18 protein-coding genes are annotated in these 22,803 nt (G+C 50.7%); 11 read left to right on the forward strand and 7 right to left on the reverse strand.

Annotated features, from left to right (window positions below):
* Positions 1-10: 10 nt before the first annotated feature.
* Together lepB and dapB are read right to left on the reverse strand one after the other, a co-directional pair.
* Positions 11-1,408, reverse strand: a complete 1,398-nt coding sequence (gene lepB / locus ACPYIV_RS16730) for a signal peptidase I (protein ID WP_293733053.1) — start codon at positions 1,406-1,408, stop codon at positions 11-13.
* Between the two features lie 16 nt (positions 1,409-1,424).
* Positions 1,425-2,141 (reverse strand): 4-hydroxy-tetrahydrodipicolinate reductase, encoded by a 717-nt coding sequence (gene dapB / locus ACPYIV_RS16735; protein ID WP_301704427.1) that lies wholly within the window; start codon positions 2,139-2,141, stop codon positions 1,425-1,427.
* Between the two features lie 98 nt (positions 2,142-2,239).
* On the opposite strand from dapB, the gene ACPYIV_RS16740 reads away from it, so the two are divergent.
* The 3 genes from ACPYIV_RS16740 to ACPYIV_RS16750 all read left to right on the forward strand — a co-directional run bounded on the left by ACPYIV_RS16740 (position 2,240) and on the right by ACPYIV_RS16750 (position 6,364).
* Positions 2,240-3,523 (forward strand): DUF2851 family protein, encoded by a 1,284-nt coding sequence (locus ACPYIV_RS16740; protein ID WP_425884124.1) that lies wholly within the window; start codon positions 2,240-2,242, stop codon positions 3,521-3,523.
* A 98-nt stretch (positions 3,524-3,621) separates the two neighbouring features.
* Positions 3,622-5,538 carry an Ig-like domain-containing protein gene (locus ACPYIV_RS16745; RefSeq protein WP_293733056.1) on the forward strand — a complete coding sequence of 639 codons (1,917 nt, stop codon included), beginning with the start codon at positions 3,622-3,624 and terminating at the stop codon, positions 5,536-5,538.
* Positions 5,477-6,364 carry a DUF3108 domain-containing protein gene (locus tag ACPYIV_RS16750; protein WP_425884126.1) on the forward strand — a complete coding sequence of 296 codons (888 nt, stop codon included), beginning with the start codon at positions 5,477-5,479 and terminating at the stop codon, positions 6,362-6,364. Before ACPYIV_RS16745 ends, ACPYIV_RS16750 begins: the two co-directional genes overlap by 62 nt.
* A 3-nt stretch (positions 6,365-6,367) precedes the next feature.
* Here the strand turns inward: ACPYIV_RS16750 and ACPYIV_RS16755 are convergent, their stop codons facing one another.
* Both ACPYIV_RS16755 and ACPYIV_RS16760 read right to left on the reverse strand, forming a co-directional pair.
* Positions 6,368-7,420 (reverse strand): sensor histidine kinase, encoded by a 1,053-nt coding sequence (locus ACPYIV_RS16755; RefSeq protein ID WP_293733058.1) that lies wholly within the window; start codon positions 7,418-7,420, stop codon positions 6,368-6,370.
* A gap of 12 nt (positions 7,421-7,432) precedes the next feature.
* Entirely contained in the window at positions 7,433-8,767 is a 1,335-nt protein-coding gene (locus ACPYIV_RS16760) for a sigma-54-dependent transcriptional regulator (RefSeq protein WP_293733072.1), read from the reverse strand.
* Positions 8,768-9,181: 414 nt separating this feature from the next.
* On the opposite strand from ACPYIV_RS16760, the gene ACPYIV_RS16765 reads away from it, so the two are divergent.
* The 5 genes from ACPYIV_RS16765 to ACPYIV_RS16785 are packed head-to-tail and all read left to right on the forward strand — an operon-like array spanning position 9,182 to position 17,504.
* Positions 9,182-10,675 (forward strand): TolC family protein, encoded by a 1,494-nt coding sequence (locus ACPYIV_RS16765; protein WP_293739859.1) that lies wholly within the window; start codon positions 9,182-9,184, stop codon positions 10,673-10,675.
* 45 nt (positions 10,676-10,720) lie between these two features.
* Entirely contained in the window at positions 10,721-11,968 is a 1,248-nt protein-coding gene (locus ACPYIV_RS16770; RefSeq protein WP_300762332.1) for an efflux RND transporter periplasmic adaptor subunit, read from the forward strand.
* Positions 11,968-14,373, forward strand: coding sequence for an ABC transporter permease (locus tag ACPYIV_RS16775; RefSeq protein ID WP_425884129.1), 2,406 nt, complete (start codon positions 11,968-11,970; stop codon positions 14,371-14,373). Before ACPYIV_RS16770 ends, ACPYIV_RS16775 begins: the two co-directional genes overlap by 1 nt.
* Before the next feature lie 16 nt (positions 14,374-14,389).
* Positions 14,390-15,052, forward strand: a complete 663-nt coding sequence (locus ACPYIV_RS16780) for an ABC transporter ATP-binding protein (protein ID WP_425884131.1) — start codon at positions 14,390-14,392, stop codon at positions 15,050-15,052.
* Positions 15,053-15,080: 28 nt separating this feature from the next.
* A complete protein-coding gene (locus ACPYIV_RS16785; RefSeq protein WP_425884133.1) occupies positions 15,081-17,504 on the forward strand; it encodes an ABC transporter permease in 2,424 nt (807 codons plus the stop codon).
* A 115-nt stretch (positions 17,505-17,619) separates the two neighbouring features.
* Here the strand turns inward: ACPYIV_RS16785 and ACPYIV_RS16790 are convergent, their stop codons facing one another.
* The 3 genes from ACPYIV_RS16790 to ACPYIV_RS16800 all read right to left on the reverse strand — a co-directional run bounded on the left by ACPYIV_RS16790 (position 17,620) and on the right by ACPYIV_RS16800 (position 19,836).
* Positions 17,620-18,027, reverse strand: a complete 408-nt coding sequence (locus ACPYIV_RS16790; protein ID WP_005633563.1) for a PaaI family thioesterase — start codon at positions 18,025-18,027, stop codon at positions 17,620-17,622.
* 119 nt (positions 18,028-18,146) lie between these two features.
* Positions 18,147-19,625: a cysteine--tRNA ligase gene (gene cysS / locus ACPYIV_RS16795; protein WP_293733062.1), complete on the reverse strand. Its 1,479-nt coding sequence runs from the start codon at positions 19,623-19,625 to the stop codon at positions 18,147-18,149.
* A gap of 70 nt (positions 19,626-19,695) precedes the next feature.
* Positions 19,696-19,836 (reverse strand): hypothetical protein, encoded by a 141-nt coding sequence (locus ACPYIV_RS16800; protein WP_293733063.1) that lies wholly within the window; start codon positions 19,834-19,836, stop codon positions 19,696-19,698.
* A gap of 91 nt (positions 19,837-19,927) precedes the next feature.
* Here ACPYIV_RS16800 and ACPYIV_RS16805 point away from each other — a divergent pair, with 91 nt between their 5' ends.
* From ACPYIV_RS16805 to tnpB, 3 genes are all read left to right on the forward strand, one after another.
* Positions 19,928-21,736, forward strand: coding sequence for an alpha-1,3-galactosidase-related protein (locus ACPYIV_RS16805; protein ID WP_293739855.1), 1,809 nt, complete (start codon positions 19,928-19,930; stop codon positions 21,734-21,736).
* Positions 21,737-21,994: 258 nt separating this feature from the next.
* Entirely contained in the window at positions 21,995-22,426 is a 432-nt protein-coding gene (locus ACPYIV_RS16810; protein WP_425884137.1) for a hypothetical protein, read from the forward strand.
* Positions 22,414-22,767 carry an IS66 family insertion sequence element accessory protein TnpB gene (tnpB, locus tag ACPYIV_RS16815; RefSeq protein ID WP_301425755.1) on the forward strand — a complete coding sequence of 118 codons (354 nt, stop codon included), beginning with the start codon at positions 22,414-22,416 and terminating at the stop codon, positions 22,765-22,767. The genes ACPYIV_RS16810 and tnpB overlap by 13 nt, the downstream gene beginning before the upstream one ends.
* Positions 22,768-22,803 lie beyond the last annotated feature (36 nt).

Below are 22,803 nucleotides of genomic sequence, written 5' to 3' on the forward strand. Positions count from 1 at the left end.
AGAGATTTGTTTAGTCAGGATGTACCCAGCGGAACATACGGTTCCAGCGGATACCGCCGTCGAACAGGCTGCGGTCCTTATCTAAGGACAACCAGATCATGATCGGCTTGCCTACGATATGGTCTTCCGGCACGAAGCCCCATGAACGGCTGTCGGCGCTATTGTGGCGATTGTCACCCATCATCCAGTAATAATCGTATTTGAACGTATAGGTCGTTTCCGGCTTGCCATTGATGTAGACTTTACCATCCTTTACTTCCAGCTTATTATGTTCATAGTTGACGATGCAACGTTTATAAAGGGCAATATTTCGTTCTGTCAACGGGATCGTGGCTCCTTTCTTCGGAATCCACAACGGTCCGTAATTGTCGCGACTCCATCCGGTCTGGTAATCTACCGGATAATAAGAATCGGCTCCTACGGGGTCCGGTTCGAGAATCACACGCTTCACGACCGGAAGCTTTTTAGCAATCTCCAATGTCTTTTGAGTCAGCGGAAAATGGTAAACTGGATTGTACTGGCCGTTGCCATTCGGCTGGATACCCAACATGGACATATATTTGGAATTATAGTTTCCGTCGATCAATACACGGTCGGCTTTGCTGACATCCAGCAAACGGAACTGCTCCTCGCTCAACATGGAACCGTCCGTCTCGACGAAGTAGTTAAGCTGCATTTTTTCCGGATTCTTGGCGGCAACACCATCGATGTAGACCTGGTTGTCACGAATCTCGATCGTGTCGCCCGGCATACCGATACACCGTTTGACATAATTCTCGCGTTTGTCGACAGGCCGATAGATCACATCACCGAAATCCGCTTTATTCAACAGGATAGCTTCCCGCCCGTATTGTTCTATCAAGTGATAATAATCCGGGTTCTGAACCTTCAGTGCGACCGTATCGCCTGCAGGAAAGTTGAACACGACAATATCATTCCGTTTCACATGGCCGAAACCTTTCACCCGTTTGTAGTCCCACTCCGGCCAGTCCAGGTAAGACTTACTGTTGAAGAACGGCAATGTGTTTTGTACCAGCGGGAAGGCGACGGGTGTATTCGGCACGCGCGGTCCGTAGCTGAGCTTGCTGACAAACAGATAGTCGCCCACCAACAACGATTTCTCTAAGGATGAACTGGGGATCTGGTAGTTCTGGAAAATAAAGATATTGATGAAATAGACGGCAACCAGTGCAAACAAGATATCATCCACCCATTCCAATATGTTGCGTACCTGCGGGTTCTTGGTGCGTTTCCAGGCTCCCCAGGGGATGTACCCGGTAAGGAAAATATCGATAAGCACGATCAACCCCAACAGTAACCAGGCATTCTGCATCCAGAGCGTGAAAAGCAGGTAGAGAACGGCTGCTATGCTGAATTTAATCCATTGTTTCTTGGAAAACTTCTTCATTTGTTTGTGTTATTAATTAGAATTTAAGCATATCGTCCATTCCGAGGAAACCTTTCTTTCCGGCGGTAAATTCGGCTGCAACAACGGCGCCCAAGGCAAATCCGGCACGGCTTTTCGCATCGTGCTTGATACTGATGGTGTCGACATCCGACTCGTATGTGATCTCGTGGATGCCCGGAACTTCTCCTTCGCGAATGGCATGGATAGGAATATCGGTCGTTTTCTCAGCCGTTTCCAAAGTCCAACGGTCTTTGCGGTCCACGTTTTCAAGGATCCCTTCCGCCAGTGTGATAGCGGTTCCGCTGGGAGCGTCCAGTTTATGGATATGATGGGTTTCCATCATTTTGACATCGTAGGCGGGGAAGTTATTCATAATCTTTGCCAGGTACTTGTTGAGGGCGAAGAATATGTTTACTCCGATGCTGAAGTTGGAGGCATAGAAGAAAGTTTTTCCCTCTTTTTCGCACATCTCTTTGATCCGGCCGATCTTGTCGAGCCAGCCTGTCGTACCGGAAACAACCGGAACGCCTGCCGCAAAACATTGCATATAATTGTTGAATGCTGTAGCCGGAGTCGTGAACTCGATCGCGACGTCAGCGCTTTTGAAATTGTCGGAGTGTATTTCTTCGGGGTTATTGATATCTACGATAGACACGATCTGGTGTCCTCTGCCAAGTGCTATCTGCTCGATAGTTTTTCCCATCTTTCCGTAACCGATAAGTGCAATCTTCATACTTATATATTTAACTTTCAATTTTCAACTGATAACGTGCTGCAAATATAAAGAATAATGCTTAGATTTGGGACATAAATCTTAACTCTGAAAAAAAGATGGAACGTTTATTACATTATGTTTGGAAATACAAACTTTACCCGGCCACTTCATTGGCAACCACAGACGGACGTCCTGTCCAGGTAATCGACCCCGGAATGCAGAATACGGATGCAGGTCCCGATTTCTTCAATGCGAAAATAAAAATAGACGGAACGCTATGGGCGGGAAGTGTAGAAATTCATGATAAAGCCTCCGACTGGCTGCTTCATCATCATGAGACGGATAAGGCGTATGACGGTGTGATCCTTCATATTACAGGCGTTAATGACTTCCAGCCGGTCCGGACGAACGGGGAACCGATCCCGCAAATGGTTCTGGTTGTTCCGGAGAATATTATTCGAAGCATAGACTGGTTGCTTTACCGCGAAGCGGCTCTTCCGTGCCTCGGACATATCGCCGGGATCGAACCGTTGCATATAGCCTGTTGGATGGAGGCTTTGTTGAGCGAACGGCTGGAACGGAAAACGCATGATATCTTCCTCCTTTTGGATGCGTATCAGGCAGACTGGAACGAAGTCTTTTATATTACTTTAACCCGCAATTTCGGCTTTGGCGTGAATAATGATGCTTTTGAAAGGCTGGCCAAGAGCCTGCCGCTCCGTTGTATCCAAAAGCAACGGAGCAGCCATTCGCAGATAGAGGCGATGCTTTTCGGCCAGGCGGGTATGCTGGCTGAGGTGAACGACGATCATTATTATCGCCTGTTGCAACGGGAGTACGACTTTCTCCGCCATAAGTTCGGCCTTTCGCCGATGGAAGATTTCGTATTTAAAAGCCTCCGTACGCGACCTGTCAATTTCCCATACCTGAAAGTAGCGCAGTTAGCCGCCCTTTGGGTACAACACGATACCCTCTTTTCTGCCATCCTCGAAGCCGGGAGCACCGGAGAGATTAAGAAGTATTTCCGGATCTCTCCTTCCGATTATTGGGAGACGCATTATCATTTCCGGTACGCATCTCCCCGGAAGGAAAAGACCATAGGCGAAAACGCCCTGAATATTCTGCTGATAAATACGGTTGTCCCGATGCTCTTCGCCTACGGTCTCCATAACAAGCAACCTGAATATTGTGAACGTGCCACCCGTCTTTTAGAAAGCATTCCTCCGGAAAAGAACACCATCGTCTCCACCTTCTGCAACGCCGGTATCGCCGTCCATCATGCTGGTGATAGCCAGGCATTGATCCAGCTAAAACGCGAATATTGCGAAAAGAAGAAATGTTTATATTGCAGGATCGGGTTCAGGATGTTGAAAACGACAATCGGACAAAAGACTGTTTAAATGCAAAGATTGATTAATGGCGGTATATCCTACTAATTTTCACCGGATTTTTCCCTATTTTTGCGCGTGTTTGTCAAATGTATTTGAAATAGATATAAATGGATACTAAATATATACGAAATTCATTCCGCTTGTTGTATGGGGTGCTGTTGTTGGTTGTCATTTATTCATGCGCCAATATCGGTAGTCCGAACGGAGGGCCTTACGATGAGATGCCTCCCAAGTTCGTAAGCAGTACGCCGGTTCCGAACCAGATTAATTATACAGGTAAAAAGATCGAGATCCTGTTCGACGAGCTGATCCAGATCGAGAAGCCTTCGGAGAATGTGATTATCACTCCGCCCCAGATGGAGCTGCCGATTATTCGTTCTGCCGGCAAGAAGGCGGTGATCGAGTTGAAAGATTCTTTGAAACCCAATACAACCTATACGATCGACTTCACCAATTCCATAGCGGACAATAACGAGAAGAACGTGTTCGAGAACTTCTCTTTCGCTTTCTCTACCGGAGACGTGATCGATACGCTCGAGGTGTCGGGAGTCTTGCTGAATGCAGAGAACCTCGAACCGATGCCCGGCATTACGATCGGTCTGCATAGCAACCTCGAAGATTCCGCATTTGTGAAGTTGCCGTTCGACCGCACTTCGCGTACGAACGACAAAGGACAGTTCACAATCCGTAATATCGCCCCCGGAACCTATCATATCTTTGCCCTGAACGATGTGAACCGCGACTATAAGTTCGACCAGCCGGGCGAAGAGATCGCTTTCTTAGATTCCCTTATCGTTCCCTCTTTTGAGCTGACTACCCGGCAAGATACAACCTGGAAAGACAGTCTGACGATCGATACGATCCGGACGGTCGGTTATACCCGTTTCTTCCCGGACAATATCGAACTCCGCTTGTTCAAGGAAAAGTTCGAACGCCAATATATGGTGAAACCCGAACGCCCGGACGAGAAATACTTTACACTGCGTTTCAACACGAAGCTGGACACCGTCCCGGTGCCTGTCCCCATCAACTTTACCCCGGAAGACAGCGCCTGGTATTTCGTGCAACAGACGGAAGGCGGTGCAGCCGTTAACTACTGGCTTGCCGATTCGACCGTCTGGAAGCAGGACACCCTGCAGGTTCAGGTCTCTTATCCGAAGAGCGACTCCCTGAATATCCTGCGTCCGCAGACCGACACGGTCCAGTTGGTATTGCGCCGCCGTCCGGCAGAAAAGAAAAAGAAGAAAAAGAAGGACGAACCCGATCCGATCGTATTCTTAGGAATGCAGGTAGACGCTCCCGGCTCGATGGATCTTTTCGATACGGTGTCCGTAACCTTCAACGAACCGGTATTGGATATCAATAAAGATATGTTTTTCCTCGACCAGAAGGTCGATACCGTTTGGCATACGGTCGATTTCGACTTCTTCCCCGATTCGACCAACAGCTTGAACTACTTTATCAGGCGTCCGTGGAAGTACGGGGAGGAATACCGCATCGAGGTGGATTCCGCCGCGATCCATAGCCTTTACGGGAAATGGAACGACTTCTTTACCGGCGAGTTCAAGATCAAGAAGGAAGACGAATACGGCCACCTCTATCTCAATATCGACGGCGTGGATACGACTGCTTTCGTCGAATTGTTGAGCACCGGAGATGTCCCTGTCCGCAAAGCGAAAGTGAAAGACGGCGGAGTGCTCTTCATGGACCTGAAGCCCGATAAGTATTATGCCCGCATCGTGATCGACACGAACGGCAACGGAGTGTGGGATACCGGTAATTATGCCGAAAAGCGGCAGCCCGAAGAAGTTTATTATTCTCCCAAGATGTATGAGATCATGCAGAACTGGCAGGTCGAAGAGACATGGAATGTCAACTCCACCCCGCTGGCTAAGCAGAAGCCTCTTGAGATAACGAAGAATAAGCCGAAGGAAGCAACCAAGAAGAAAAGAAACTACAAAGATGAAAGTCAACAATCATCGTCAAGGAATAATAGCAGCGGCAACATGGGAATGCCGTTCTAACACCGCCCGCCTGTGGCTGGCATTTTTGCTGTTGCTGTCGGCCGTATGTGCAAAGGCGCAGGAGATCCCGGTCCGGCACAGGTTCAGCCCCGGCGAGGAAGTGCAATATGAGTTGTACTTTAAATGGGGCCTTTTGATGCCCCGTGCGGGCCACGCCACCCTCTCTATCCGCGACGCGGAATACGAGGGCGGGCCATCCTGTCACTATCGGCTTATCTTCCGTACCTCCGGTATTATCGAGAAGGTCTATAAGATGCGCGATACGATCGATTGCCATTTCACCCCCGACATGTTGCTTCTCCGGAGCGAGAAGCGGGTGAACGAGAACGACTATTATCTGATAGACGACATCTGTTTCTCTTACGACCGTAAGAAGATACTCGCCCATTCCCACCGTTATACGCCCACCCGCACGAAGATCGACACGATGCTCGTGACGGAAGACCCTTATATGTTCGATATGCTGGGTGCGACGATGTACCTGCGTTCCCTGGATTGGAACAAGATGAAGAGCGGCGAGAGCTTCCCCTTCCAGGTGGCGATCGGGCGCGAACGCATCAACATCAGTTTCCGTTATACCGGACAGCAGATTGTGGAACGGAGCGAGACGTTGAAGTACAGGACCCGCCATTTCTATATCGACATCTACGACGACGCCTTTACCCAAAGCAAGGAAGCCGCCGAGATCTGGATCGGCGACGACGAGAACCATATCCCCATCAAGATACGCGCCAAGCTGAAAATCGGTGCGGCCGAAGTCTATTATAAGTCCTCCAAAGGCTTGCGCTATCCGCTTACCTCGCGGGTGGAGATCAGAAGACGGTAGTCTTTAATGCTTTACAGGTAAGGAAATAGTGAAGCAGGTTTCCCGGTAAGGCTGCGAAGCGACCGACAATTCGCCGTCATGCATCCGTATGATCTGCCGGGAAAGGCTCAACCCGATGCCGCTTCCCGTAGCCTTGGTGGTGAAGAAGGGAACGAAGATATCTTCCGTCAGATCGGAAGGAACGCCAGGGCCGTTGTCCGTTACCCGGATAAGCAATTGATTCTTCTCCGCATCGACTTCCATGCGAATCTGTCCGTTCGCCTGTCCTTCAAGTGCTTGCATGGCGTTCTTCAGCAGGTTGATCAAGACTTGTGACAATAGTTTTTCGTCTGCATAGACCACTATCTCGGGTTGGAAGAGGACGAGGGAGAAGCCGATGTGCTGCCGCTGCAAGTCCGGCTGGTGCAGGGTTTGCAGGTTTTGCAGCAGATGCGTGAGGGAGAACGTCATAGGCTCCGGCTGCTTCAGGTAAGCAAACTGCCGGTATGATTCGGTGAAATGTATCAGGGCCTGTCCTTGGCTTTTGATGGTGTCCAGTCCCCGTATCGTCTTGCGGATAGTGGCGTCGGTGATCTCCCCGCTGCTTCTCGGTGTGTCTTTCGTCCGGAAATAAGAAAGAAGCGTACCGGAGAGGGAGACGACCGGAGCGATGGAGTTCATGATCTCGTGTGTCAGGACATGCATCAACTTATCCCATGACTCATATTCCTTGCGATGCAGTTCGCGGTCGAACGCCTTGCGTTTGTTTTCGGTCATCAACGTGTGTATGCGGTTGAAGGCGGTATGCAGGCGGCGCTGTTCCCGGCTGCCGATGTTTTCGGGGAAGTAAAGCATCGACTCGTCGTCCTCGATGGCATCCAGGAAAAGCTGTATCCTCCGGTTCGATGCGTTGAGGAAATAGACGAGGAGGCTGATCAGCCACGCAGCTATCAAAAGAGCTACGATGCCCAGTATGACCGCCCGTCCCGTAACGATACCCGCCACACCCAACCCCGCCACCAGTACGATGGCGACCACTTGCAAGAGAATGCGTATGTATAGACGGACACTGAACATACCGGCGGGGGATCAGAGGTTGAAACGTTTCATCTTATTATATAAAGTCTGCCGGCTCACTCCCAACTGTTCCGCCGCAGCCGTCAGGTTCCCTTCGTTCTGGGTGATAGCCGCCAGGATCGCCTGCCGTTCCACCTCTTCCAGATTGGGCACTTCGCTAAAAGAGAGCGCCTTTCCCGGGCGGATAAAGAGGTCGGAGGCACGGATCACATTCTTCTCCGCCAGGATTACCGCCTTCTCGATCGTATGTTGCAATTCCCGGATGTTGCCGGGCCAGTCGTAGTTCGCGAGTTTTTCCACTGCCTGCGGGTGTAGGGTAAGCCCCGTCCGCCTGTAGAGGTCTGTATATTTTTTCAGGAAATAGTCAGCAAACAGTGCGATATCCTCCCGCCGGCTTCGCAGGGGCGGGATCTCGATCTGTATCGTGTTGATGCGGTAGAACAGGTCTTCACGGAAAAGCGACTGCGCCACCATCTCCGGCAGGTTGCGGTTCGTGGCGGCAATCAGACGTATGTCGACCGGGATCTTCCGGTTGCTCCCGAGGCGGGTGATCTCGCGGTTTTGCAGGGCTGCCAGCAGTTTGGCCTGCAATCCCAACGGCAGGTTCCCGATCTCGTCGAGAAACAGCGTGCTCCCGTGTGCCGCCTCGAACTTCCCCGGGCGGCTCTCGCGTGCATCCGTAAAAGCACCCCGTTCATGCCCGAACAACTCGCTTTCGAACAACGACTCGCTGACGGCTCCCATATCCACGCTGACCATCCCGTGCCGGCTGCGGAGCGAAAGGCGGTGTATCTCGCGGGCCAGCATCTCCTTGCCCGTACCGTTCTCTCCGGAGATCAGGACGTTGGCATCCGTCTTGGCAACCTTTGTCACCACTTTGATCAGTTTCATCATCACAGGAGAGTGCCCGATAATCATTGCCGGTTCGCTTGACCTCGGCACCGGGCGGGCAGGCTGCCGGGATTTCCGTTCGTGCAGGGCGGCGCGTATCTTCCCGACCAGGAGATCATTGTCCCAGGGTTTCAGCACGAAATCGGCGGCCCCGCTCTTCAACGCCTTTACAGCCAGTTCGACATCCCCGTAGGCCGTCAGCATGATAACAGGCAGTCCCGGTGCGATCTCCTGTATGCGGCGGAGCCAGAAAAGCCCTTCGTTGCCGGTATTGACGCCGGCGGAGAAATTCATATCCAGCAGCACGAGGTCGACCGGCCGGCTGTCCAGGACCGACAGGATGCTGTTCGGGTTCGAGGCAGTCTCCACTTCGTCGAACTCATCTTCCAAGAGTAGCTCGAGAGAGGTCAGTACGCTTTTGTTATCATCTACGATCAGGATAGTTCCGGCTTGCATAGGATCTTTTTCCGGTAAAGTTATCCGCTTCCCTAATACCTTGCAAGCGAGCGTCAAAATATTTGACACTTTTGGATTATTATTCTGCATGGATCTCTTCCTCCCTGCCGGACGGTCTTTGGTTGCATGCCGTCTTGTTTCCGTTTGTATGGGAATATTATCAGGTTTTGTCCTGATCTGGAATAAATTTTATACCTGACTTTTTCTTAATCGACAGCTGTCGATCAGCTGTTTGACAATTGTCGGATAGCTGTCCGACAACTGTCGAATAACTGGCTGACAGTTGTCGGTTAAGAAATTGAACGGAATCTATATGGTAATAGATACCTTCCTTTGTGTTTCTCTTCCTGCATATATTTGAGAATGGGACGGCAGGCGCGAAGAAACGGATCGGAAGGAAACAGGAGATAGACAGTGTCAAAAAGTTGGACGACCGGGCGTCAAAAAATTGGACGGTTAGCGGAAAGGCTTTTCCGGATGGTATTGGATGTTTGGCTGTTACGTTTCTGGCACGCCGTTTGCTCCCTTTCTGTCATGATGAATGCGCAAATAACGATTAAACGGAACTTATCTCTTTTCCTGTTCGCTTTCCTGATCCTACCGGGAAGCCTGCGGGCACAGTCCGGCTGGACGGTGGACGATTGTATGCGCTATGCCGTCGAGCAGAATTACCGGGTACGGAACAGCCGCCTGGATACGCGGATCGCCGGTGAAGACCTTACCGCCGCCTATGGCGATTTCCTGCCTTCGGTGAGTGCTACCGGTGCACTGGGTAAACGTCTGGGGCGTTCGGTGGACCCGAAGACGAATCTCTATACATCCTCTTCCTTTCTGGAAAGCACGATGGGGCTGAATGTATCGCTTCCGGTGTTCGACGGCTTTACACGCGTCAACCGTTTGCAGTTCCGCAAGCTGAACAGGCAGGTCAGCGGCCTAACGGAGAAGATCGAGGAGAACCGGGTCGCTTTCGAGGTGATGGATGCTTTCTTCCGTCTTTGCTTCGACGAGAAGATGTACCGACTTGCCGTCGAGCAGCGGAAGTTGAGCGAACGCTATCAGGAGCAGATGCTCGAATATGTGGATTTGGGTATGCGTTCCCCTTCCGATTTGCAGGAAGTGAAAGCGCGCCTGCAATCCGATATTTACCAGGAGACGGTGAGGGCGAACGGTTGCCGCCTCTCGTTGCTTGCCTTGAAGGAACTGTTGAATATGCGGGATGCCGATACGCTGACGATTCTTCAAGGTGAGGAGAGCGAGCTTCCTGCATGGACCGCCCTCGAATCCAACGATATCTATGCCGCCTCCGAAACTTCGCTGCCGGAATTCCGGGCTATGGAGTTGAGGGAAAAGGCTTCGCGCAAGTCGTTGGCGATGGCGTCCGGTGCTTTTTCGCCTTCCATCAGGGCGGAGTTCAGCCTCTATTCCGGCTATTACGACACGGAGAGGAATGAGTCGGGCGGGATTGTTCCGATCAAGGACCAGTTGAAGAATAATATGAATAAATATATCGGTGTGAGTGTCTCGCTGCCTTTGTTCAGCGGACTTTCCCGCCTGACCGGCGTCAGGAAGGAGCGTTTCCGCCTGCACCGCATACAGAACGAGAACGAGCAGCAACGCCTCAGTCTCTATAAGGAGATAGACGATGCCTGCCTATCCCTCCGGGCCGCCTTCGAGGAACATCGGCAGGCGCTCGAACAGCTTCGCACTTCCACCATTACGCTGAAAGAGAGTGAAGAGAAATGGGAAGAGGGGATGATCTCTGTCTTTGAACTGATGGAGAAGCGGAACCTCTACATCATGGCAAAGGCGGAGTTGAGCCGTACGCAGTTGCAGTACGAGTTGAAGAGGCGGCTGGTGGAGTTTTACCGGAGTGGGGAGTTTGTTACTTTTGGATCAAGCCAAAAGTAACAGATAGAAGTATAAATATAATAATGAATAATGATGAATAACAACATGGACATCCGCATCGAACGGAAGTCCCGATTTCAGAAGAAACACCTTTATGCCGTGGCAGGAGCCGCCGCCGTGCTGCTTTGCCTGCTCTGGCTTATCTTTCGTGACACCTCTTCTTCTATGAAAGTGGAGAAAGAGCGTATCACGATCGCCACCGTGCAGAAAGGAGAGTTCAACGACTATATCCGTGTCATCGGACAGGTATTGCCGGATCGTATCATCTACCTCGACGCCATCGAAGGCGGGCGTGTCGAAGAACGCCTGATTGAGGAAGGGGCACAGGTAAAGGCGGGCGACGTGATCCTCCGTCTCAGCAACCCGCTTCTGAATATCGGCATCCTGCAAAGCGAAGCCGACCTGGCCTATCAGGAGAACGAACTGCGCAACACCCGCCTCAGCATGGAGCAGGAGCATCTCAGGTTGAAGCAGGATCGCATCGTACTGAGCAAGGAACTGACGCAGAAGGAACGCCGTTTCCGGCAATACGACCGCCTGTATAAGAAGAACCTGCTGGCCCGCGAAGACTATTTGCAGGCAGAGGAAGACTATGAGGCCGCCCGCGGACAATTGGACGTCGTGGACGAGCGTATCAAGCAAGACGACCTGTTCCGCAGTAGCCAGCTACAGAGTTTGGATGAAAATATCCGGAACATGAAGAAGAGTCTTGCTTTGGTTCGGGAGCGACTGGAAAACTTAAAAGTAAAAGCCCCGGTCGACGGGCAGTTGGGAAACATAGAGGCACAGATCGGCCAGTCCATCGCCCAAGGCGAACGCATCGGCCAGGTGATCACGCCCGAACTGAAGGTGGAAGCCAAGATCGATGAGCATTATGTGGAGCGTGTCATGCCCGGTCTCCCTGCGAGCTTCGAACGGGAAGGAAAGAAATACGATATGGAGGTAACGAAGGTCTATCCCGAAGTACGGGAAGGACAGTTCCGCACCGACCTGCATTTTGTCTCCGGACGGCCGGAGAATATCCGTGCCGGACAAACCTACCACCTGAACCTGCAACTGGGTGATCCCGTGCAGGCGGTGATCATCCCACGTGGTAGCTTCTATCAGGCAAGCGGCGGCGAGTATATGTATGTGGTGGATGAAGAAGAGAAGACGGCTCGTCGCCGCTCTGTCCGTATCGGCCGTCAGAACCCACAGCATTACGAGGTTGTGGAAGGACTGCAACCGGGGGAGAAGGTGATTATTTCCGGATATGACTTGTTTGGTGAACATGAACGATTAATTTTACGCTGATGGAATATTGGTCTCAAGTAATTAAAAGTCAACGGGCACGAAAGTCTCTTTCCGCCCTGAATGTGTTCGGGCTATCCGTTTGTGTCGGTGCGGCGTTGCTGATTATGCTCTACGTACGGTTCGAATTGAGTTTCGATTCGTTCCACAACGGTGACCGTATCTACCGTGTGGAGAGCCGTCTTTATGAAGGGGCAACCTTGACGGACAATTGGGCGACGACTTCTTTCGGGCATGCTCCCGCCATGTATCGTGAGATTCCGGGGATAGAGCAGTATGTACGTGTGACGGCACAAGATCGCGGACAAGAGGTGACGTTCGGTGACCGGCAGTTTATCGAAGAACGGTATTGCTATACTGAACCGGCTTTTTTCGACCTTTTCGATTTTCCGATCCTCAAGGGGGAGAAAAGCGGACAGTTGGTTCGTCCGAATACGATGGTGATTACCGAAAGTGCTGCACGCCGTTATTTTGCCGGTGGTGATCCTATCGGCAAAGTGCTGACTTTCCGTACCTCTTCGTCCGAACAGCATTTCGAGGTGACGGGCGTGATTGCCGATATGCCTTATAATTCGCATTTGCATTATGACTTTCTGTTGTCCTATTCGACTATTCCGGAGGCAAGGCGCGATATTTGGTATATTCATGGTGTCTATACGTATGTCCGGCTCGAGCCGGGAAAGAAACCGGGCGATATTGAAGCGGCTTTCCATTCCATTTCCGGAAAATATAAGACGGTGGCATTGAAACATAAGGACTGGAGGGTCGAACTGGTTCGCCTGCGGGATATTCATCTGACTCCCCGTAAGTCTTATGAGAAAGAGGCGAAAGGGAGCCGTATGGCTGTACGTATCCTTTCGGTGATGGTGGTCGCTCTTTTGCTGATCGGCTGGGTGAACGCGCTGAATCTGACGGTTGCCCGTTATCTGGAACGTGGCAGGGAATTCGGTATTCGCAAGGCGTTCGGGGCTTCCCGCCGGCAGGTGATCCTGCAAGGATTGCTGGAAGCTGGGTTGTTGAACGTGTCGGCTTTGATCTTGGCTCTCGGATGGGTCGAGGTTCTGTTGCCTTTTGCCAGTCGTTGGGCGGGACTGGATTTTGCTGCCGGCATATTCCGTTCACCGGAATTCTGGGGTATGGCGGCAAGCGTGTTTGTAGGGGGAACTTTATTTACCGGATTGTATCCTTCATTCCTGTTGGTGCGCATCCGTCCAGCGGATATCATGCGAGGAAAATTACTGCATGGCCGTAAGGGGAACCGGATGCGGAAGGTGCTGATCGTAGCTCAGTTTCTTGCTTCTTTCGTTCTGGTTTCCGGCACGTTGGTGGTGATCGGACAGGTCCGTTATATGCAGCAGGAGACTGCTTCCGCTTCTTCGAATCGGGTACTGGTGGTGAAATATCCGGCTTTTACCGATGATATGTCCGTCAAGATGGAGAGTTTCAAGAAGGGGTTGGGACAGATACCTTATGTTGCCCGTGTCTCTATTTCCGGAGCTGTACCGGGTGTTGAGGTGGCGAACTACTTTACCAATCGTCCTTACGGCAGCGATCCTTCTGAAGTGAAGCTGATACAGATGTTTGCTGTCGATTATGATTATCTGGCGCTTTATTCGCCGGAGATGCTTTGTGGACGTGGTTTCTCGGAGGCGTACGGCAATGAACGGAACAAGGTTGTCTTGAACGAAGAGGCGGTGCGCCTGCTTGGTTATCCTTCTCCGGAAGAGGCTTTAGGAAAGCAGTTGGCGATGGAGGTACTGGAAGAGCCGCTCGAAGTTATCGGAGTGGTGAAAAATTATCATCAGCAGTCGCTTGCAGAACCATACAAGCCGATCCTTTTTTTTCTGAAAGAGCGGGTTCCGCTTATTGCTACTCCTTATATATCCGTCAAGATGGATGGCCCGGTCAATTCTGATCGGTTGGCAGAAGTGGAGCAAGTGTACCGGACTTATTTCCCGTCTGCCCTTTTTTCTTATTTCTATCTCGATGACTATCAGGATAGCTTGTATAAGTCGGATCGCAATTTCGGCTGGATTTTTGCCAGTGCGTCATTATTGGCAGTCTTTGTGGCCTGTTTGGGGTTATGGATCGTGACGCTTTTTTCTACACTGGCACGGGTGAAAGAGGTGGGGATACGGAAGGTTCTGGGAGCCGGTAAAATAAGTCTTTTTCTTGTTTTGACGCGTGAACTGCTGCTCCTTACGGCGCTGGCCACTGTATTGGGACTTCCTGTTTCCGTGGTTTTGATGAACGGATGGCTGGATAGTTATGCTTTTCATATCGTGTTGCCTTGGTGGGTGTACGGGGTGGCATTTGTGTTGTTGATGTGTATCGCTTTCCTGACAGTAGTCCGGCAGGTGTGGCGGGTGGTCCGCTTGAAGCCGATGCGTATTCTCAGGAACGAATGATTTAAATGAATATAATATGATTAAAACAGAGAATCTGTCTATGGTCTTCACCACCGAGGAGGTGCAGACGAAAGCATTGAACGAGGTAAACCTTGAGATCAAACAAGGAGAGTTTGTCGCCATCATGGGGCCTTCGGGTTGTGGCAAGTCGACCTTGCTGAATATCCTGGGAACGCTTGATTCGCCGACTTCCGGCAAATACTTCTTTAAAGGTAAGGAAGTGGACAAGATGGGAGAGAGCCAGTTGACGGCTTTTCGCAAAGGGAATATCGGTTTCGTATTCCAGAGTTTCAACCTGATAGACGAGCTGACGGTCTTCGAGAACGTGGAACTGCCGCTGGTCTATCTGGGCGGGCGGAAGTCCGAACGCAGGCGAAAGGTGATGGAGGTCCTCGACCGGATGAATATCGCTCATCGTGCCGGACATTTCCCGCAGCAGCTATCCGGCGGACAGCAGCAACGTGTCGCGATCGCCCGTGCCGTGGTGACGGATTGCCCGCTGATCCTTGCCGACGAACCGACGGGAAACCTGGATTCGAAGAACGGGGCGGAGGTGATGGAATTGCTCCGCGAATTGAACAGCCAGGGGACGACGATCGTCATGGTTACCCACTCGGAGCGGGACGCGAGCTTTGCGCACCGGATTATCCACCTTCTGGACGGGCGTATCGTTTCCTGAATATTTATCTTTGAAAATCTGTATCACCATGATATTATCAAACTATTGGAACAGTGCCTGGCGTAGCCTAACCAAGAAGAAAGGGTTCAGCGCCATCAATATAGCCGGTCTGGCGATCGGCATGGCGGCTGCCTTGCTGATCCTGACGTATGTGGCTTTCGAATACAGCTATGACGATATGCACAGCCGGCAGGACCGCATCTTCCGTGTCGAAGCCCGTTTCTACGAGAACGGGGAGCTGACGGACGATTGGGCAAGCTCGTCGGCCGGCTATGCTACGGCTATGAAGCGGAATATGAGTGCCGTCGAGGATTATACCCGCGTCGGAAGCCAGTATTTCCCGGAACAGGTCGTGAAGTACAACGAATTGCTATACCGTGAAACCGGCATTGGCTATGCGGAGGCCAACTTCTTCGATTTCTTTGACTTCAAACTGTTGAGAGGGAACAGGGAGAGCTGCCTGGACGGGCCGAACAAGGTGGTGATCACCGAACGTATCGCCCGCAAGTATTTCAAGGGGGAGAACCCGATCGGGAAAATCCTGATCTTCCGCAGCAATATCGGGGAGGAAGCCTGCGAAGTGACGGGTATCATGGAGGATATGCCGGTCAATACGCATATCCGCTATAACCTCCTGATCTCTTACAAGACACTTCCGAAGTGGATGGATGAGTATTGGTACCGCCACGAAGTCTATTCGTACGTCCTGCTGAAGTCGGCAAACCTGAAAACGCAGGTGGAAAACGATTTTCCGGCGATGGCCGAGAAGTATAAGACGGAAGAGGCGTTGAAGAATAAAACATGGGCGATCCAGTTGACGAATCTTCGCGATATCCACCTCAATCCGCAGAAAGCGTATGAACCGGAGGTGAAGGGAAACCGTTCTTCCATCTGGGTACTGATCTGTACGGCGCTTGCCATTCTTTGCATTGCCTGGATCAACTATATCAATATGACGGTAGCCCGTTCGATGGAGCGTGCCAAAGAGATCGGCATACGCCGTGCTTCGGGGGCGAGCCGCAGGCAGGTAATCATTCAGTTCCTTTTCGAGTCGCTGGTGACGAACAGCATTGCTTTTATCTTGGCTGCGGGGCTGATGGAGGCGTTGATGCCGTCTTTCAATAACCTGACGGGGCGGGACCTGAGTTTCTCCGTCTGGTTTACGACTTCGCTGGGGGGATATCTCTTGCTGATCTTTGCGATCGGTGTGTTTCTGTCCGGCTTCTATCCGGCAACGGTCTTGTCCGGTATCAAGCCGATCCGGATGTTGAAAGGGAAGTTTACCCACACGCGCGGGGCGACGGTCACCCGTAAGGTTCTGGTAGTGTTGCAATACACGGCTTCATTGGTGCTGCTTTGCGGGACGTTGATCGTGTATGCGCAGCTTCGATATATGCGGAATGCTTCTTTGGGGGTGCGGGTGGACCAAACGTTGGTGCTTAAGTTTCCGGCGCAATGCGAGGAGCTGGCGATGAAGTTGGAGGCGTTGAAGAAAGAGGTGGCGTTGCTGCCTTCTGTCAGGGCGGTGACGGTTTCCGGTGCAGTCCCCGGAACGGAAGTGGCGGATTTCCTCTCCATCGTCCGCGAAAGCGATGTGACGAAGCAGACGCGTTTGTTGGAGATGCTCAACTGCGACGAGTATTTCCTGGATGCTTACGATCTGAAGTTCGTTGCCGGCCGCGGTTTCTCCGAGGATTACGGGGGAGATGTTTATAAGATAGTTCTGAATGAATCGGCTGTGCGTACATTGGGATTCGAATCGGCTGATGCCGCTTTGGGGCAACGCCTGTCTGTCGAAACCGTCGACCGGCCGATGCAGATTATCGGAGTGGTGAAAGATTACCACCAGCAGTCGCTTAGCAAAGATTATACGCCGATCCTGTTTGCCCTGCATGAGAAGCTGAGTTGGATGAAGCAACGCTATATCTCCGTCGTAATGGAGAACGGTAACCCGCGTGATCTCGTGAAGCAGGTCGGAGGGGTATGGGAACGTTATTTCCCGGATTCCAGCTATGATTATTTCTTCCTCGACCAGTTCTTCGACCAGCAATACCGGCAGGATGAAGTGTTCGGATTGATTGTTGCGCTCTTTGCGATACTGGCGATCTTCATCTCTTGTATGGGATTGGGTGTCCTGGTCATGTTTTCTTGCTCGACGCGTATCCGGGAGATGGGAATCCGAAAGGTTCTGGGAGCCTCCAAGATGCAGCTTTTCTATGAGTTGGGTCGCGAGTTCTTCCTCCTGATCGCCATTGCTGTTGTTATTGCTCTTCCGCTTTCGGGGTGGATCATGGGAGACTGGCTGAACCATTATTCGTTCCGCACAGACTGGGAAGCTTGGTTTTTCCTCGTTCCGGTACTTTTATTGTGTGTGATCTCCTTGCTGACCATCGGCTGGCAAACCGCCAAAACCATCTTCAGCAAACCGGCCCGGTCGTTGCGTTACGAATAACTAAAAGTGTACGCTATTTGTTAATCTGACAGTAATAGCGTACATTTGCCATTGCATCAACATCAAAGAAAGGGCATTCATCCATTCGTTTAGTAGACCGATTTAGATAAGAATATCATTCTATCGGGGCAAAAGGCAATTCCGTGTCTTTTCTATAGCCTGTACCGTTGAAGGTGGCGATCAGGTCTCCGGTTTCGTTGGTGATGCGTACTTCACAGTTGGCGAGCCGTTTGTGGCTGAACGCTTCGCGTGCTTCGGCATACAGGAAGCCTTTGCTTTCGGCTTTGAAGAAGTTGATGCTGGAAGTTATGGAAAGTGTCAGGCGCGCGTGGCTGTTTGTGGCTGCGGCAAAGGCCAGGTCTGCTAACGTGAAGATGGCGCCACCCTGGCATACGCCACCGCCGTTGAGGTGTTCGGGTTTTATTTCCATACGTGCCTTTGCATACCCGTTACCGGTCTCCAACAATTCGACACCGGCCAATAAGGCGAACTTGTCGCCTTGAAGAAATTCGTTTATCGTCATAATTTAATGAATAATGAGCTAATTGGATAATGTACCAATGAAAAAAATGATGATTTATCAGTGTGTTGATAAATCATCATTTATGGCTCGAAACTGTCAAATATCGAAGCCTGTCCTATTTATTTACTTAATTTCCATTCGGCTCCGTCTTTCGTATCTTTGATTTCGAAGCCGATAGCTGTCAGTTCGTTACGGATCTTGTCCGATGTAGCCCAGTCTTTGTTGGCTTTTGCCTGCTGGCGGATGGTCAGTAACAGATCCATGGCCTTGCCGAACGCTTCATTGCTGTTGCCGTCGGCCGAAGCTGCTTCATCTTTTATTCCAAGGATATCGAAGATGAACGTATGGAATACATCCTGCAATTCTTTCAGGTCTTCGATGGAAATCGTAGCCTTGCCGTCCTTTACGGAGTTGATGGCACGGCTTGCATCAAACAAGTGGGCGATCACGATCGGCGAGTTCAGGTCGTCGTTCATCGCATCGTAGCATTTGCGGCGCAAATCTTTTACGTCTACCGTTGAGGCTTCGGATGCTTTCAATTTCATCAGGTGGTTATAAGCGTCCATCAGACGTTCCAACCCCTTTTCGGCAGCCTGCAAGGCTTCGTTGCTGAAATCCACCGTGCTGCGATAGTGTGCTTGGAGGATGAAGAAACGGATGGTCATAGGCGAATAGGCCTGGCTCAGCATTTTGTTGTCGCCGGTGAAGAACTCGTTCAGTGTGATGAAGTTGCCCAAAGACTTGCCCATCTTCTGTCCGTTGATGGTGATCATATTGTTGTGCATCCAGTAATGAACCATGTCTTCTCCCTGCGAAGCGACAGCTTGTGCAATCTCGCATTCGTGATGCGGAAAGATCAGGTCCATGCCACCGCCGTGGATATCGAAATGTTCGCCCAGATACTTTTTACCCATCGCCGTACATTCGCAATGCCAGCCGGGGAAACCGTCGCTCCATGGGGAGGGCCAACGCATGATATGTTCGGGTTGCGCACATTTCCAAAGGGCAAAGTCGATCGGATTATGCTTCTCGTCCTGCCCGTCCAACGCGCGGGTCGTGTTCAGCATATCGTCGATGTTACGTCCGGAAAGGACGCCGTAGTTATGATCCTTGTTGTATTTTTCCACGTCGAAATAAACGGAACCTTCGCTTTCGTATGCATAGCCGTTGTCCATGATCTTCTTGACCAACTCGATCTGCTCGATGATATGGCCGGAGGCGTGCGGTTCGATGCTGGGAGGCAAGACGTTGAGGGCTTCCATCTCGTGATGGTAGTGGTTCAGGTAATGTTGTACCACCTCCATCGGTTCCAACTGTTCGAGGCGGGCTCGTTTAGCGATTTTGTCTTCGCCGTCGTCAGCGTCGTGCTCCAAATGGCCGACATCCGTTATGTTACGTACATAACGGACTTTATATCCTAAGTGAGTCAGATATCGGAACAGCAGGTCGAAAGTGATCGCCGGGCGTGCATGCCCTAAATGGGCGTCGCTATAAACGGTCGGACCACAAACATACATACCCACATGCGGTTCGTGCAGCGGGATGAACTGTTCTTTTTTTCTTGTGAGTGTGTTGTAAATGCTTAATGGATGTTCCATATCTATTTGTATTTAAGAGGGGCAAATATAGGAATAATCTCTGCCTTCGCCAACCTGTTTAAAATGAATTTCATGTTTTTCCCTTCCGATCGCATTTCTCTTCTACGATGTCCCATACGAGCCGGCGATGTTTTTCCTGGTCTTCCGGTACGAGTTGTTTGGTCACGTCCTGCAATCTCATTCCCGGTTGGGGAACCGGGCTTTCAGCCATTCTTTAATCTCTCTTTGGTGCTTATTGTTTTACAAATAAATGGTATATTTGCCTGCATAATTGAAAATATAATCAACGAAAGATGTAAGCCATGAAATTAAACTCTGTTTTGACATTCTTATTTATCGTCCTGTTGACTGCCTGTAAAGGCGGTGCGTACGACTTGTCTGCGTATGGATTGAAACCCGATACCGGCGAAAACGCTTCTCCATTGATTGCGAAAGCCCTTCAGGAGATAGCTGCCGAATCGAGCTCCGACACGATCCGGATCCTGTTGCCTACAGGTCGCTATGATTTTTATCCGTCGGGCTCTACGGAACGCGAATATTTCATTTCCAATCACGACCAGGATAATCCGAAGCAGGTGGGACTGGCTTTCGAGAATATGAAGAACGTCGTGTTTGACGGGCAAGGCTCCGAGCTGGTTTTCCACGGGCGGATGCTTCCGGTTTCTTTGGTCAATTCTGAAAACTGTACGTTGAAGAACTTCAGCATCGACTTTGAGAACCCGCATATCAGCCAGGTGAAAGTGTTGGAGAACGACACGGTCGGCGGGATGATCACCTACGAAGTCGCTCCCTGGGTGGAATATGAGATACGCGACAGCAACTTTGTCGCCAAAGGGGAAGGTTGGGAGCATGTCCCTGCCTGGGGCATCGCTTTTGAAGGAGATACGAAACGATTAGTCTATACGACCAGTGATATCGGCGTGGGTAGCAAGCACGTTGCCGAGATTGCACCCCGTAAGATCCTCGCTCCCTGGAAGAATAAGAAACTGATACCGGGTACGGTGGTCGTTTTCCGTGGATACGGCCGTCCGACTCCGGGTATTTTCGTATATCATGATACGAATACGACGCTTGAAAACATACAGGTGCATTATGCCGAAGGAATGGGCCTGCTGGCACAGATGAGCGAGAATATCACGTTGGATAAATTCTCGGTCTGCCTGCGTGGCAAGGAGGATCCGCGTTATTTTACGACTCAGGCGGATGCGACTCATTTCTCCGGCTGCAAAGGGCTGATCCGTTCGGTCGGCGGTCTGTACGAAGGCATGATGGATGACGCCATCAATGTGCATGGGACCTACCTGAAAGTGCAAAAGCGGATAGACGACAAGACATTGGTAGGCGAATATATGCACGGCCAGTCATATGGTTTCGAGTGGGGCCGTCCGGGCGACGCGGTCCAGTTTATCGACTCCAAGACGATGGAGATTCTGGGAGAACAGAACACGGTGACGGCTATCGAAGCTGTCGACAAGCCTGACGATCACGGCGCAAAGCAGTTCCGCATTACCTTCGGGAATCCGATCGATCCCGCCATCAGTGAAGCCGGCACTTACGGTATAGAGAATTTAGAATGGACGCCGGAAGTTTATTTTGCCGGCAATATGATCCGCAATAACCGCGCCCGTGGCTCCCTGTTCAGCACCCCGAAGAAGACGGTGGTCGAGAAAAACGTTTTCGATCATACTTCCGGTACGGCAATCCTGCTGTGCGGCGACTGCAACGGATGGTTCGAGACGGGTGCCTGTCACGATGTCTTGATCCGGAACAACCGGTTTATTAACTCGCTGACGAATATGTTCCAGTTTACGAACGCCATTATTTCCATCTATCCGGAGATACCCGATTTGAAGGATCAGAAGAAATATTTCCATAGCGGGATCGTGATCGAGAACAATGAGTTCGAAACCTTCGACATGCCGATCCTGTATGCCAAATCGGTGGACGGCCTTGTTTTCCGTAATAATGTGATTAAGCAGAATCATGACTATCCTGCTTTCCACTGGAACAACCATCGTTTCTTCTTCCAGCGTGTTATCAATGAGGAGATCGAGGATAACCGTTTCGACGGAGGCTTTGACGAAGCGAAAGATATCCTGATGGACGACTAAGTATTTTTTTATTTTGTATTCACATCGGTTATAAGTTGTTGATAACCTTTTGTTTGATGTGAATCCGGTGAAAGCACGCGAAAATAAACAGATGCATTTCTGGGGGAATGAACTGCCTTCACAGCAAAGCACTGCTTTTTAGCAGGTTGCAAACGATGTGAAGGGTGAATGCTGTTTGAAAATACACTTGGCGGGTAAGCGTCTCCGCGATCCCCTCTTTTCCCCTTATAAAAGAGTCTCTACCTTTGTCTTAAAAAAATGGAAAGAAGAAGTATTCAAGAGTATGCAGAAGAGTATAAAAATCGTCTAAAAGCAGGCGAAGATTTAGACTTTGTAGCTTATTGTCGTAGCTATGGCTTGCGTGTGGATAGCGTTCGTCAATGGATGCGCCGCCATGGCATGGATCCCAAGGCCATTCAACTGGGAATAGTATTGGAACGCTACCATTGTAAGCAGTTGGAAGATCAGGCCGTCTGCCAGAGTGTAGCAGGAGAAATGATCCCGCTTCAATTCACAGGGCGTGAAAAAGTAAAAGAGACCCGCTTAGTGGATGCAGAGAAACTGCTTAAAGGGATTCATATCACATTCCCCGACGGGGGAATCATCCAGATAAAAGAATGCGTTGCCGAAACATTGTGCCATTTTATCCACCTCTATTACGGAAGAAAGGAGGACACATGTTCGCGCTGACCGAGTCGTTAAATTACTATTTATGTCCCCGCTATGTAAACATGTGTTCAGGGATCAATGCCTTGTCCGTGATTGTCCGGAACGATCTCAAGCGTAACCCCGTATCGGGTGAAGTATTCTTGTTCGTTAACAAATCCCGTACAATAATCAAGCTCCTGCACTGGGAAAAAGGCGGTTTTGTCCTTTATCAGAAACGTCTGGAAGAGGGGACGTTTGAAATACCTTGTTTTGACCCCGGCAGTGGCCGTTATCAGATGAGGTGGGAAAGTTTCTTTTTGATGATGGAGGGGGTGAGCCTGAAAAGCGCACGGTTCCGCAAACGCTTCAAGGGACCTGTCTAATGGCGTCCTTTATATCACATATATCTATGCCACAGT

The sequence above is a fragment of the Parabacteroides vesiculifaciens genome, from assembly GCF_049860805.1.
GTDB lineage: Bacteria > Bacteroidota > Bacteroidia > Bacteroidales > Tannerellaceae > Parabacteroides.